This window comes from Naasia lichenicola (assembly GCF_004801885.1).
Classification (GTDB): Bacteria; Actinomycetota; Actinomycetes; order Actinomycetales; family Microbacteriaceae; genus Naasia; species Naasia lichenicola.
This window is the reverse complement of the sequence record NZ_SSSM01000003.1, coordinates 420,589-433,514: the sequence shown is the minus strand read 5'-3', so window position 1 is coordinate 433,514 and position 12,926 is coordinate 420,589. Positions and strand designations below refer to the sequence as shown.

Annotated in this window: 11 protein-coding genes; 10 read left to right on the top strand and 1 reads right to left on the bottom strand. The window is 69.3% G+C overall.

Translation table 11 applies throughout. From position 1 onward, the window contains the following. Window positions 1–22: 22 nt before the first annotated feature. The 6 genes from E6C64_RS07185 (at window position 23) to E6C64_RS07160 (ending at window position 5,085) form a co-directional block, all read left to right on the top strand. Window positions 23–1,894, top strand: a complete 1,872-nt coding sequence (locus tag E6C64_RS07185; RefSeq protein ID WP_136426945.1) for an acetolactate synthase large subunit — start codon at window positions 23–25, stop codon at window positions 1,892–1,894. Next, complete coding sequence (gene ilvN / locus E6C64_RS07180) at window positions 1,891–2,400, top strand: acetolactate synthase small subunit (RefSeq protein WP_136426944.1); 510 nt, start codon at window positions 1,891–1,893, stop codon at window positions 2,398–2,400. The genes E6C64_RS07185 and ilvN overlap by 4 nt, the downstream gene beginning before the upstream one ends. Window positions 2,401–2,528: 128 nt before the next feature. Continuing rightward, window positions 2,529–3,554 carry a ketol-acid reductoisomerase gene (gene ilvC, locus E6C64_RS07175; RefSeq protein ID WP_136426943.1) on the top strand — a complete coding sequence of 342 codons (1,026 nt, stop codon included), beginning with the start codon at window positions 2,529–2,531 and terminating at the stop codon, window positions 3,552–3,554. 114 nt (window positions 3,555–3,668) lie between these two features. Further along, window positions 3,669–4,307 carry a DUF998 domain-containing protein gene (locus E6C64_RS07170; protein WP_136426942.1) on the top strand — a complete coding sequence of 213 codons (639 nt, stop codon included), beginning with the start codon at window positions 3,669–3,671 and terminating at the stop codon, window positions 4,305–4,307. A 47-nt stretch (window positions 4,308–4,354) separates the two neighbouring features. Beyond that, window positions 4,355–4,651 (top strand): hypothetical protein, encoded by a 297-nt coding sequence (locus tag E6C64_RS07165; RefSeq protein WP_136426941.1) that lies wholly within the window; start codon window positions 4,355–4,357, stop codon window positions 4,649–4,651. Continuing rightward, window positions 4,648–5,085 (top strand): MFS transporter, encoded by a 438-nt coding sequence (locus tag E6C64_RS07160; RefSeq protein WP_136426940.1) that lies wholly within the window; start codon window positions 4,648–4,650, stop codon window positions 5,083–5,085. Before E6C64_RS07165 ends, E6C64_RS07160 begins: the two co-directional genes overlap by 4 nt. 97 nt (window positions 5,086–5,182) lie before the next feature. Here E6C64_RS07160 and E6C64_RS07155 read toward each other — a convergent pair whose 3' ends face one another. Next, window positions 5,183–5,590 carry a DoxX family protein gene (locus E6C64_RS07155; RefSeq protein ID WP_136426939.1) on the bottom strand — a complete coding sequence of 136 codons (408 nt, stop codon included), beginning with the start codon at window positions 5,588–5,590 and terminating at the stop codon, window positions 5,183–5,185. A 60-nt stretch (window positions 5,591–5,650) separates the two neighbouring features. Between E6C64_RS07155 and E6C64_RS07150 the strand changes: the two genes are divergently transcribed. The 4 genes from E6C64_RS07150 to E6C64_RS07135 all read left to right on the top strand — a co-directional run bounded on the left by E6C64_RS07150 (window position 5,651) and on the right by E6C64_RS07135 (window position 12,838). Further along, window positions 5,651–8,131: a phosphoketolase family protein gene (locus tag E6C64_RS07150; RefSeq protein ID WP_136426938.1), complete on the top strand. Its 2,481-nt coding sequence runs from the start codon at window positions 5,651–5,653 to the stop codon at window positions 8,129–8,131. Between the two features lie 73 nt (window positions 8,132–8,204). Next, window positions 8,205–9,401, top strand: a complete 1,197-nt coding sequence (locus E6C64_RS07145; RefSeq protein WP_136426937.1) for a hypothetical protein — start codon at window positions 8,205–8,207, stop codon at window positions 9,399–9,401. A gap of 123 nt (window positions 9,402–9,524) precedes the next feature. After that, window positions 9,525–11,645, top strand: coding sequence for a phosphate acetyltransferase (gene pta, locus E6C64_RS07140; protein WP_136427193.1), 2,121 nt, complete (start codon window positions 9,525–9,527; stop codon window positions 11,643–11,645). Continuing rightward, entirely contained in the window at window positions 11,642–12,838 is a 1,197-nt protein-coding gene (locus E6C64_RS07135; protein WP_136426936.1) for an acetate/propionate family kinase, read from the top strand. Before pta ends, E6C64_RS07135 begins: the two co-directional genes overlap by 4 nt. Window positions 12,839–12,926 lie beyond the last annotated feature (88 nt).

Genomic DNA, 12,926 nt, shown 5'->3' with positions numbered 1-12,926 from the left:
ACCATCGTTCTGAGGAACACACATGCCTGCGTCTCCTACTCCGACGCCGCACGCCCCCAGCGCTGCTGCGCCATCCACCCCTGAGCTGCTGACGGGTGCAGAGGCCGTCGTCCGGACCCTCGAGCTCCTCGGCGTCACCGACGTCTTCGGCCTCCCGGGCGGTGCGATCCTGCCGGTCTACGACCCGCTGATGGACAGCAAGAAGCTGCGCCACATCCTGGTCCGCCACGAGCAGGGCGCCGGCCACGCGGCGGAGGGCTACGCGTCGTCGAGCAACCGGGTCGGCGTCTGCATCGCCACCTCGGGCCCCGGCGCGACGAACCTCGTGACCGCGATCGCGGACGCCCACATGGACTCGGTGCCGATGCTCGCCATCACCGGCCAGGTGTTCTCGACCCTCATGGGCACGGACGCCTTCCAGGAGGCCGACATCGTCGGCATCACCATGCCCATCACGAAGCACAGCTTCCTGGTGAAGGACGCCTCCGAGATCCCGGCGACCATCGAGGCGGCGTACCACATAGCATCGACCGGCCGCCCGGGCCCCGTGCTCGTGGACATCACCAAGGACGCCCAGCAGGCCACGGTGCCGTTCATCTGGCCTCCCAAGCGCGACCTGCCCGGCTACCGTCCGGTCACCAAAGCGCACGGCAAGCAGATCCAGGCCGCGGCCCAGCTGATCGCCGAGTCGAAGAAGCCCGTGCTCTACGTGGGCGGCGGGATCATCCGCGCCCAGGCGTCCGCCGAGCTGCTGACCCTCGCCGAGTTCATCGGCGCTCCGATCGTCACCACCCTGATGGCGCGCGGCGCATTCCCCGACTCCAACGACCTCAACGTCGGCATGCCGGGGATGCACGGCACCGTTCCCGCGGTGCTCTCGCTGCAGGAGTCGGACCTCGTGGTCTCGCTCGGCGCGCGCTTCGACGACCGGGTCACCGGCAAGGCCGCGCTGTTCGCGCCCAACGCCAAGGTGGTGCACGTCGACATCGACCCCGCCGAGATCTCCAAGATCCGCGTCGCCGACGTGCCGATCGTGGGCGACCTCAAGGACGTCCTCGTCGACCTGCTGACCGCCTACCGCGAGGCCACCGCCGCCGACGACCTGGTCGGCACCGAGCGATTCGGCGCCTGGTGGAAGTACCTCAACGACCTGCGCGAGGAGTTCCCGCTCGGCTACACCAAGCCCGAGGACGGCCTGCTCTCCCCGCAGCACGTGATCCAGCGCATCGGCGAGATCACCGGCCCCGAGGCGGTCTACGCCGCCGGCGTCGGACAGCACCAGATGTGGGCCGCGCAGTTCATCAAGTACGAGCGCCCCAACGCGTGGCTCAACTCCGGCGGCGCCGGAACCATGGGCTACTCGGTGCCCGCGGCGATGGGCGCCAAGGTGGCCCAGCCCGACCGCGTGGTGTGGGCGATCGACGGCGACGGCTGCTTCCAGATGACCAATCAGGAGCTCGCCACCTGCACGATCAACAACATCCCGATCAAGGTCGCGATCATCAACAACAGCTCGTTGGGCATGGTCCGCCAGTGGCAGACGCTGTTCTACGACGGCCGCTACTCGAACACGAACCTCAACACGGGGCACGACTCGATCCGCATCCCCGACTTCGTCAAGCTCGCCGACGCCTACGGCGCGCTCGGCATCCGGGTGACGAAGGAGTCGGAGGTCGACGCGGCCATCAAGCTGGCCCTCGAGACCAACGACCGCCCCGTGGTGATCGACTTCGTCGTCTCCGCGGACGCCATGGTCTGGCCGATGGTGCCGCAGGGCGTCTCGAACAGCTACGTGCAGTACGCGCGGGATCACAGCCCGACCTGGGACGACGACCTCGCCGAGACCGGACGCGTCGAGACGTCGCTGCGCACCGTGATCGGAGGGAACGAATGAGCCACCACGTGCTGTCCCTCCTCGTCGAGGACAAGCCGGGTCTGCTGACCCGCGTCGCCGGACTCTTCGCGCGCCGCGGCTTCAACATCGAGTCGCTCGCTGTGGGCCACTCCGAGATCGCGGGCCTGTCGCGGATCACCGTGGTCGTGGATGTGGACGAGCTCCCGCTCGAGCAGGTGACCAAGCAGCTCAACAAGCTGATCAACGTCATCAAGATCGTGGAGCTCGATCAGACGCAGTCCGTGCAGCGTGAGCACATGCTGATCAAGGTGCGGGTCGACGGCTCCACCCGGTCGCAGATCCTCGAATCGGTCAACCTGTTCCGTGCGCGGGTCGTCGACGTCGCTCCGGACGCCCTGGTGATCGAGGTCACCGGCGACTCGGGCAAGGTCCAAGCGTTCCTGCGCATCCTCGAGCCGTACGGCATCCGCGAGATCGCCCAGTCGGGCCTGCTCGCGATCGGCCGGGGCTCGAAGAGCATCACCGAGCGAGTTCCGAAGGGATAGCAGTCCCAAGGGGCAACAGTCTCACGGGCTGACGACCTCCAAAGCAGGCCCCGCCTCGCTCCACCGCCCCACACTCACCACCGCACGCTTCACGACAGACACCCGAAGAGAAGGAAAGAACCGGACACATGACGGACATCGCATACGACAAGGACGCCGACCTCGCGCTCATCCAGGGCAAGAAGGTCGCCGTCATCGGCTACGGCTCGCAGGGCCACGCGCACGCGCTGAACCTGCGCGACTCGGGCGTCGAGGTCGTCGTCGGACTCAAGGAGGGCTCCAAGAGCCGCGCCAAGGCCGAGGACCAGGGCTTCACCGTCCTCGCTCCGGCAGAGGCCGCCGCATGGGGCGACGTCATCGTCATCCTCGCGCCCGACCAGGTCCAGCGTCACCTCTACGCCGACGACATCGCGCCCAACCTCGCCGACGGCAAGGCCATCGTGTTCGGTCACGGCTTCAACATCCGCTTCGGCTACATCAAGGCGCCCGAGGGCGTCGACGTGTTCATGGTCGCCCCCAAGGGCCCGGGCCACACCGTGCGCCGCGAGTACGAGGCCGGCCGTGGCGTTCCGGTCATCGTCGCCGTCGAGAACGACGCCACTGGCAACGCGTGGGACCTCGCGTGGTCGTACGCCAAGGCCATCGGCGGACTGCGCGCGGGCGGCATCAAGACCACCTTCACCGAAGAGACCGAGACCGACCTCTTCGGCGAGCAGGCCGTGCTCTGCGGCGGCGTCTCGCAGCTCGTCCAGTACGGCTTCGAGACCCTGACCGAGGCCGGCTACCAGCCCCAGATCGCGTACTTCGAGGTGCTGCACGAGCTCAAGCTCATCGTCGACCTCATGTGGGAGGGCGGCATCGCCAAGCAGCGTTGGAGCGTCTCCGACACCGCCGAGTACGGCGACTACGTCTCCGGCCCGCGCGTGATCGACCCGCACGTCAAGGAGAACATGCAGGCCGTCCTCGGCGACATCGTCTCCGGTGCGTTCGCCAAGCGCTTCATCGACGATCAGGATGCAGGAGCTCCCGAGTTCCTCGCCCTGCGCGAGAAGGGTGCCCAGCACCCGATCGAGGCCACCGGCAAGGAGCTGCGCGCTCTCTTCGCCTGGAAGCAGCAGGACGCCGACTACACCGACGGCAGCGCTGCGCGCTGACGCACTGACTCACGAACTGCCCAGTTCTGCCGCCTGAACGCGCGTTCGAGCAGCAGAACTGGGCAGTTCGGCGTTTCCGACGGACCGATCGACGCTGACGAGGAGTCGAGGCGGATGCAGTCACGGGCCCGCGCGCGCCGCTCCCTCGCGCTGATCGCGATGGCCGGTGTCGTCCTCTACGTCCTCGTCGATGTCGTCCTGCAGCTGCTGCCCCCGCACTACAGCGTGCTCGCAGACGCGGAGAGCGATCTGGCCGTCGGCCCGTTCGGCTGGATCATGAGCCTCAACTTCCTCGGGCGGGCAGTCACGTCGGCCGCACTGGCCGCTGCTCTGCTGATCACGCTGCCGCGGACGATCCGGCGCGACGTCGGACTGGTGATCCTCGCCCTCGCGGGTCTCTGCTCCGCGGTCCTCGCCTTCTTTCCCACCGACATCCCGGAGGTGAGCGGCACGGGCGTCGCTCCGACGACGAGCGGGGGCGTCGTCCACCTGGTGGCGGCGTCCACGGGCTTCGTCTTGGCGCTCGTCGCCTGCTGGGTCCTCACCGTCGAGTCGAGGCGAGGGCAGGCCCGGATCGATCGCCCGACCGCTCTGGCCGTGGGCCTCGCCACACTCGGGGCGGCCCTCCTCCTGGGAACGATCACCGCCCTCCCGGCGCTGCTCGGGCTGGCCGAGCGGATCTGCCTCGTGGGCATCCTGGGCTGGGTCTTCGTGACCGCCTCTCTCGTCCGTTCCGGGCAGTTCGCCGTTTGAGGCCCCTGCTGCCCGGGTTCGAGCTCGGGATGCAGGATCATGGGGGTGTGTCAGCGCGGAGAAGGGGAGCGCAGGGCAGCGTCGTCGTCCTGATCGTCTTCGCGGTGCTCTTCGCGGCCGAAACGCTCGGCTGGGTCGCCGCCGTGCTGCGCAACCCGTTCGGGCCCGATGGGCTGGCCGCCGAGGTCCTCTACTTCTTGGGCGAGGCGTTCGCGGTGCTCGCTCCGGCCGCCTGGTTCCTCGCGACCGTCTGGCTGGCGCGCACCCCCCAGAGCCGCGACATCGTGCTGATCGTGGGCCTCGTGCTCCTCGTGCCGTGGCCGTTCGTGATCGGAGCGGTATGAGCGACCTTCCTCCGAACATGCGCGACGAGGACCGCGTCACCGGCCCCATCGAGATCCCGCCGGAGTTCCGGCAGCGCAGCTCGAGCTCGGTGGAGCTGCCGGGCGCGATCCTGCCTCCTCCCGCACCCACGCAGAGGCGCGATTGGGGGAGCCTGATCGTGGCGATCCTCTTCGGCTTCGCCTTCGGCTGGGACCTCTTCGAGGCGCTCGCGAACCTCGTCGGCCTGCTCAACTATGCGGCGGCGGCCGGCTATCGGCTCAACTCGTTCGCCTGGATCGTGCTGGGCACCGCCATCGTCCTGCCACCGCTCGGCTACGCGATCGCCCTCGGGGTCGGCCGACGCCGCGGCCCCGCACGGCTGGCGCTCGTGCTGTTCGCCGCCCTTGCGGCGACCTCCTGCGCATCGCTCACCCTCGAGGCCCTCGTCCGCTGAGCGCAGACCAGATCAAGGAGTTCTTCCCCTAAAGGGCCTTCGATCCGCATGAGCGGATCCACGAGAGCAGAAAACTCCTTGATTCGGTCAGGCGCGGTCAGGCGGCGAGCGTGACTCCGAGCAGCCCGATCATGACCACCTGGGCGAGGAATCGCGGCCAGAATGGAATCGCCAGCGACCTGAAGGTCTCCGGATGGGCCGCCGCGTACGCGTTCGCCGGGAACACCGCGATGAGGAAGACGATGAGCGCGATCGCCGCCGCGTACTGCACTCCGGGGATGAGCGCGGCAGGCACGACGAGTCCGACTCCGCCGGCGACCTCGCAGATCCCGGTGTAGAGCACGAGCCGCGCGGGGGAGAGCGCACCCGTCCCGCGCAGGGCCGGCGGGACCATCTTGGCCATCACCTTCGCCGGGCCGCGGCGGAAGTGGTTGAGGCCCATCCCGATGAAGGCCAGAGCGAACGCGATCCGGATGACCCACTGCGCGACCTCGAACCCGTTCATCACCTGGAGTCTTCCAGCAAGCCCCTGTGCGGCCGCCCTCGCGACTCCTAGGGTCGACGCATGGCCCGTGGCTCGAAATCCGCCCATCCGTCCGACACGAACGATGCGCACGGCACCGTGCCCCCGATCGACGATCCGACGGTCGCGGCGCTCGATGCGTGGTGGAGGACCGCGAACTACCTGTCCGTCGGGCAGATCTACCTGCTCGACAACCCCCTGCTGCGCGAACCGCTGACTCGCGATCACATCAAGCCGCGGCTGCTCGGCCACTGGGGCACGACGCCGGGGCTCAACTTCCTCTACGCGCACCTGAACCGCGAGATCCAGCAGCGCGACCTCGACATGATCTACATCGCCGGTCCCGGCCACGGCGGTCCCGGCATGGTGGCCAACGCCTACCTCGACGGCACGTACTCCGAGATCTACGGCGCGATCGACCGCACCGCCGACGGGGTCAAGGCGCTGATGCGACAGTTCTCCTTCCCCGGCGGCATCCCCAGCCATGCGGCGCCCGAGACGCCCGGATCGATCCACGAGGGCGGCGAACTCGGCTACGCGCTCTCGCACGCCTACGGTGCGGCATTCGACAACCCGGGCCTCGTGGTCGCCGCGGTCGTCGGCGATGGCGAGGCCGAGACGGGCCCGCTCGCCACGAGCTGGCACTCGAACAAGTTCCTCAACCCCGTCACCGACGGGGTCGTGCTGCCGATCCTGCACCTCAACGGCTGGAAGATCGCGAATCCGACCGTGCTCGCACGAATCCCGGAGGGCGAGCTGCTCGACCTGATGCGCGGCTACGGCCACACGCCGCACCTGTTCTCCGCCGAGGCCGATGAGGATCACGCCTCGGTGCATCGCCGCTTCGCCGCGCTGCTCGACACGGTGATGGACGAGATCGCCGACATCAAGAGCCGTGCCGCCCTCGGCACCCTCGACGGTCGACCGACCTGGCCCATGATCATTCTCCGCACCCCGAAGGGCTGGACCGGACCCAAGGAGATCGACGGGAAGAAGTCGGAGGGCACCTGGCGCGCGCATCAGGTCCCGCTGTCCAACGCGCGTGACACCCCGGAGCACACGCAGCTGCTGGAGCAGTGGCTCGCCTCCTATCGGCCGGACGAGCTGTTCGACGAGGCGGGCGCGCCCGTCGCCCTCGCGACCCGCCTTGCTCCGGAGGGGGACCGTCGGATGAGCGCGAATCCGCATGCCAACGGAGGGCTCCTCCGCAAGGATCTGCGGCTGCCGGACTTCCGCGACTATGCAGTCGACGTCCCGGAGCCGGGTGCGACCACCGCCGAGGCGACGAAGGTCCTCGGCGAGTGGATGGCGGAGATAATGCGGCGCAATCCCGCCACGTTCCGGCTCTTCGGACCGGACGAGGTCAACTCCAACCGGCTCTCGCCCGTGTTCGAGGTGACCGAGCGGCAGTGGGATGCGGAGCTCCGCGACGGCGACGACCACCTCGCGCCGAGCGGACGGGTGATGGAGATGCTCAGCGAGCACCAGTGTCAGGGCTGGCTGGAGGGCTACCTGCTCACCGGTCGCCACGGCACCTTCACCAGCTACGAGGCCTTCATCCACATCGTCGACTCGATGCTCAATCAGCACGCGAAGTGGCTGAAGGTGTCGCGGGGCATCCAGTGGCGAGCGCCGGTCGCGTCGCTCAACTACCTGCTGAGCTCCCATGTCTGGCGGCAGGACCACAACGGCTTCTCGCACCAGGACCCCGGCTTCATCGATCACGTCATCAACAAGAAGGCGGACGTGGTGCGGGTGTACCTGCCCTTCGACGCGAACACGCTGCTGTCGACCTACGACCACTGCCTGCGGAGCGTCGACTACGTCAACGTCGTCGTGGCCGGCAAGCAGCCGACCGCCAACTGGCTGACGATGGATGAGGCGATCGCGCACTGCACGCGCGGGGTCGGCATCTTCGAGTGGGCGGGCACCGAGCGGGAGGACGAGGAGCCGGACGTGGTCCTCGCCTGTGCGGGAGACGTTCCGACGCTCGAGGTGCTGGCCGCGGCGAAGATCCTGCGGGAGCGCCTGCCCGAGCTCAAGGTTCGTGTCGTCAACGTCGTCGACCTGATGCGCCTGCAGACCACGTCGGAGCATCCGCACGGACTGAGCGATAAGGCCTACGACTCGATCTTCACCACGACCAAGCCCGTGATCTTCGCCTACCACGGCTATCCATGGCTGATCCATCGCCTCACCTACCGACGTGCCGGTCACCAGAATCTGCACGTGCGCGGTTACAAGGAGGAGGGCACCACCACGACGCCGTTCGACATGGTGATGCTCAACGACCTCGACCGCTACCACCTGGTGATCGACGTGCTGGATCGCGTGCCCGGGCTCGGTGCGCGTCAGGGGCGCCTGCGTCAGGAGATGCACGATGCCCGGCTGGCCGCTCGCCTCTATACGCGGGCGCACGGCGAGGACATCCCCGAGGTGGAGGACTGGACGTGGCCCGATGACGTCGGCGGGAAGCGCACGCTGAGCCAGGCGGGCACGTCCACGGGCGACGACAACGCCTGAGCGCGCGCGTCCCGTTGGTCGAGTGGGCGCCCCGAGCCGTATCGAGGCCGTCCGCTCCTCCTAGAGTCGGATGATGGCCGAGCCCCCTGACGAGCGCCTAGAGGCGGCCGAGGTCGGCGCCGACTACGTTCCTCGGCCGGGCAGCGCCTCCGCGGCGGGGATCACCTACGGCCCTCCTCCAGCAGCGCCTCAGCCAGGACGCGCGCCGGGTCGCGCGTCGCAGGTCGGGTCGATGGCGGGCCGCGGACTGGTCCTCGGCGCGGTGGTCGCGGCGGCGCTCACGGCGGTCTTCACCCTGCTGGCAGGTGGGGCGTATCTGCTCGCGTTCACCCTGCCCGTCGGGGCCATCATGGGCGCGTTCGTGGGCGTCGCATCGGGAGCACTCGCGGGCGTGGTCGGCGGGTGGATCTCGCGCTGGGCTCCCCGCTCTCGTTCGGCCTCCGCCCTGGCGGCGGGCGCGGCAGGGGCTCTCGCGACCTTCGCGATGCTCCTGCCGGTCCATTGGATCCTCGGACCTGCTGGCCTCGCTCTCACAATGGTGCCGTCCGCGGTGTCGGGAGCGGTGCTCGGCGTCGCGTTCTTCCGCCTGACGGCCGCGGGTTCTCCTGGGCCGGCGCGCCGAGACTGGGGAGTCCTCTTCATCGTCGCCCTCGGAGGTGTCGCGATCGGCGGCGTCCTGATCTCCGCCCTCTCGGGCTTTCTCCGGACGCCGCCCTCGAGCGGTCCCGACGACTACGGCAGCTACCAGCCGCCCGCGTCCGTGCAGGCGGCGCCAATCGACGGCGGATACCCGGGGGAGTCGGCTCCGGTCGGCGGAGTGCTGCCGCCGTCGACCGACGTGCCCACCACGCTCTTCACCCCCGACGAGGCGCGTGCCGCGATGCAGGCCACCGCAGACGCCGCCGTGCAGGCGGCGGGGCCGACGGCCGTCTGGACCTATCCCGACGGAGCGACCGGTCCGATCGTCGAGGAGTTCGAGTGCGCCGACGGGGCGGGGGTCGGCTTCCGCCTGCCGCAGGCCACCTTCACGACCGGAATCATCACCGACACGACCTCGGATGAGAGCGACCGCGAGGTCATCGCGGACAACGTCGCGGCGGCCCAGCGCATCGTGGCCGCGTGGAATGCGATGGGCTGGGGGACCCCCGAGTACATCCACGGCGAGCCCGCGCTCGGCGGCGGTGTCAGCAAGCCGGCGGCATCGATCGGGATCGGCTACACCTTCGGCGTCGTCCACCTCCGCAGCGACCCGTACTGCATCGCGCGCTGACTGCGAACCGGGCTTGGACGGCCTCGATACGGCGCTGACGCGCCTACTCGACCAACGGGGCTCGTCGAGCCCCACCCGGCCCGAGTCCACCCAGGCGGGGTCGATACGATCGAGCACGTGCCGATCGAGACACGAAGCGTCTACATCACGTCCGTCGAAGGCGATACAGGGAAGTCGACGGTCGCCCTCGGCGTGCTCGACACCCTCTCCCGCGAGATCGAGCGGGTCGGCGTCTTCCGTCCCGTCGCCCGATCGGTGAGCGAGCGCGACTACGTGCTCGAGCTGCTCCTCGAGCACGACGGCGTCGACCTCGGCTACGACGAGTGCATCGGCGTCAGCTACGACGACGTGCACGCCAACCCCGAGGCCGCGCTCGCCCGGATCGTCGAGCGCTACAAGGAGGTCGAGGCGAAGTGCGGCGCGGTCGTCGTGCTCGGCTCCGACTACACCGACGTCGGCACCCCGACGGAGCTGTCCTTCAACGCTCGCGTCGCCGCCAACCTCGGAGCGCCCGTCATCCTGGTGCTGGGTGGACGTGCGACCCACGGTGGGGCGGATCGCCTCGGCGCCGCGCTCGCCCGCACCGCAGACGAGCTCGCACAGATCGCCGAAGTGGCGGCGGGAGAGCTGCGCAGCGCCCACGCGCAGCTGCTCGCGGTGATCGCCAACCGGGTCGATCCCGCCATCCTCTCGGCGGTCCGCTTCACGATCAGCCTCACCCTGAATGAGCAATCCGTGCAGGTGTGGGCGATCCCCGAGGATCGGATGCTCGTCGCGCCCACCATGCGCAACCTCATGGAGGCGACCGGCGGCGCGCTGATCAAGGGCGACGACGCGATGCTCAACCGGCCCGTCTTCGGCGTGGTCGTCGCGGGCATGTCGATGGTGAACGTCCTGCCGCGCCTCACCGAGAACGCCGTCGTCGTCGTGCCGAGCGACCGGACCGAGGTGCTGCTGGCCGCCCTGCTCGCTCAGACCTCCGACACCTTCCCCTCCCTTGCGGGCATCCTGCTGAACGGCGGCTTCGCCCTGCCCGAACCCGTCGAGAAGCTGATGGCGGGCCTCGACATCACCCTGCCGATCGTCTCGACCAACTACGGCACCTACGACACCACGGTCCGCGTGATCAACAGCCGCGGCAAGCTGGCGGCCGAGTCCCGCGCGAAGTACGACCAGGCGCTCGCCCTGTTCGAGCGCAACGTAGACCGCGCGGCACTCACCAGCCTGCTTCAGGTCCGACGCAGCGGAGTGGTCACGCCGCTGATGTTCGAGCACTCGCTGCTCGAGCAGGCCCGCGCCGCGGGTGCGCACATCGTGCTGCCCGAAGGGGACGACGACCGCATCCTGATGGCCGCGGATCGGCTGCTGCGCCGCAAGGTCGTCCGGCTCACCATCCTGGGCGAGGAGGCGGAGGTGCGGACCCGCGCCACCGCCCTTGGTGCGGACATCACCGAGGCGACCGTGCTCAGCCCGTTCGACCCCGAGCTGCGCGAGCGGTTCGCGGTCGAGTACACGGCGCTGCGCAAGCACAAGAACATGACGATCGACATCGCCCGCTCGGTGGTCACCGATGGCTCCTACTTCGGCACGATGATGGTGCACCTCGGCCTCGCCGACGGGATGGTCTCCGGCGCCGCCCACACGACGGCTCACACCATCCGTCCGTCGTTCGAGATCATCAAGACCAAGCCCGGCGTCTCGGTCGTCTCGAGCGTGTTCCTCATGGCGCTCGCCGACCGCGTGCTGGTCTACGGCGACTGCGCCGTGATCCCCGACCCCACCAGCGAGCAGCTCGCCGACATCGCGCTCTCATCCGCGGTCACCGCGAACGCCTTCGGCATCGAGCCGCGCGTCGCGATGCTGTCCTACTCGACGGGGGAGTCGGGCGAGGGCGCCGACGTCGAGAAGGTCCGTGCCGCGACCGCGCTCGTCCGCGAGCGGGCGCCCGAGCTGCTCGTCGACGGGCCGATCCAGTACGACGCCGCGGCCGACGCCGCGGTCGGTCGGGCCAAGCTGCCGGGATCGCCGGTCGCCGGGCGCGCGACGGTGTTCATCTTCCCCGACCTCAATACCGGCAACAACACCTACAAGGCCGTGCAGCGCAGCGCCGGCGCGGTCGCGATCGGACCGGTGCTGCAGGGTCTCAACAAGCCGGTCAACGACCTCTCCCGTGGCGCACTCGTCGACGACATCGTCAACACGGTCGCTATCACCGCTATCCAGGCGGGAGCGCTGCAGGCGTGACGGATCCGTCCACCACCGTGCTCGTCGTCAACAGCGGGTCGTCGTCGCTCAAGTACCAGCTGATCGAGACCGGCACCGAGGAGGTCCTCGGCAAGGGCCTGATCGAGCGGATCGGCCAGGACGCCGGAGCGACCTCGCACTCCGTCGGATCGGAGGAGTGGAGGACGACCGCGCCCATCCCGGACCACGCGGCCGCGTTCGCGGCGATGACCGAGGCGTTCGCGTCCCACGGTCCGTCGCTCGGAGACGGAGTCCCGGCGGCGATCGGCCACCGGGTCGTGCAGGGCGGCGCACGCTTCTCGGGGCCGACGATCATCACCGAGCAGACCATCGCCGACATCGATGACCTGTCCGCGCTCGCCCCGCTGCACAACCCGCCCGCACTTGCCGGGATCCTCGCCGCGCGCGACGCGTTCCCGGGGGTGCCCGAGGTTGCGATCTTCGACACCGCCTTCCACACCACGCTGCCGCCCGCGGCCTACACCTACGCGATCGATAAGGATCTGGCTGCGGCCAACCGGATCCGGCGCTACGGCTTCCACGGCACCTCGCACAAGTACGTCTCGGAGCGCGCGATCGCCTTCCTCGGGCTCGATCCCGAGCAGTCGCGCGTCATCGTGATGCACCTCGGCAACGGTGCATCCGCCTGTGCGGTCGCGGGCGGCAGGTCGGTCGAGACGTCGATGGGCATGACGCCGCTCGAGGGACTCGTGATGGGCACCCGCTCGGGCGACGTGGATCCCGCCGTGCTGTTCCACCTGCACCGCAAGGCGGGTCTCGGCTTCGACGAGCTCGACACCCTGTTGAACCGCAAAAGCGGCCTGCTCGGCCTCTCGGGCAGCGGCGATCTGCGTGACGTCCAGGCGCGCGCCGAGTCGGGCGACGCGGACGCCGAGCTCGCACTCGAGGTCTACGTGCACCAGCTCAAGCACTACATCGGCGCCTATCTCGCCCAGCTCGGCGGCGCGGACGCGATCGTCTTCACGGCCGGGGTCGGCGAGAACGCCCCCCGGATCCGTCAGCGCGCGGTGGCGGGGCTCGAGGGCCTCGGCATCGAGCTCGACGACCAGCGCAACCTCGCGCCGGCCCGCGGCGAGCGCATCATCTCGACCGACTCCTCCCGCACGGCGGTCCTCGTCATCCCGACCAACGAGGAGCTCGAGATCGCCAGACAGACCGCCAGCGCCCTCTGACCCTCCATGTGTACGTTCCGGCCCGATACCTACGTTATTTCGTAGGTATCCGCGGGTTTCGTGCACGTGGATCGCAGGCGTAGCCTGA

Coding starts and splice junctions, on each gene's coding strand:
- E6C64_RS07185 (WP_136426945.1), top strand. CDS start 23: ATGCCTGCGTCTCCTACTCCGACGCCGCACGCCCCCAGCGCTGCTGCG.
- ilvN (WP_136426944.1), top strand. CDS start 1,891: ATGAGCCACCACGTGCTGTCCCTCCTCGTCGAGGACAAGCCGGGTCTG.
- ilvC (WP_136426943.1), top strand. CDS start 2,529: ATGACGGACATCGCATACGACAAGGACGCCGACCTCGCGCTCATCCAG.
- E6C64_RS07170 (WP_136426942.1), top strand. CDS start 3,669: ATGCAGTCACGGGCCCGCGCGCGCCGCTCCCTCGCGCTGATCGCGATG.
- E6C64_RS07160 (WP_136426940.1), top strand. CDS start 4,648: ATGAGCGACCTTCCTCCGAACATGCGCGACGAGGACCGCGTCACCGGC.
- E6C64_RS07155 (WP_136426939.1), bottom strand. CDS start 5,590: ATGAACGGGTTCGAGGTCGCGCAGTGGGTCATCCGGATCGCGTTCGCT.
- E6C64_RS07150 (WP_136426938.1), top strand. CDS start 5,651: ATGGCCCGTGGCTCGAAATCCGCCCATCCGTCCGACACGAACGATGCG.
- E6C64_RS07145 (WP_136426937.1), top strand. CDS start 8,205: ATGGCCGAGCCCCCTGACGAGCGCCTAGAGGCGGCCGAGGTCGGCGCC.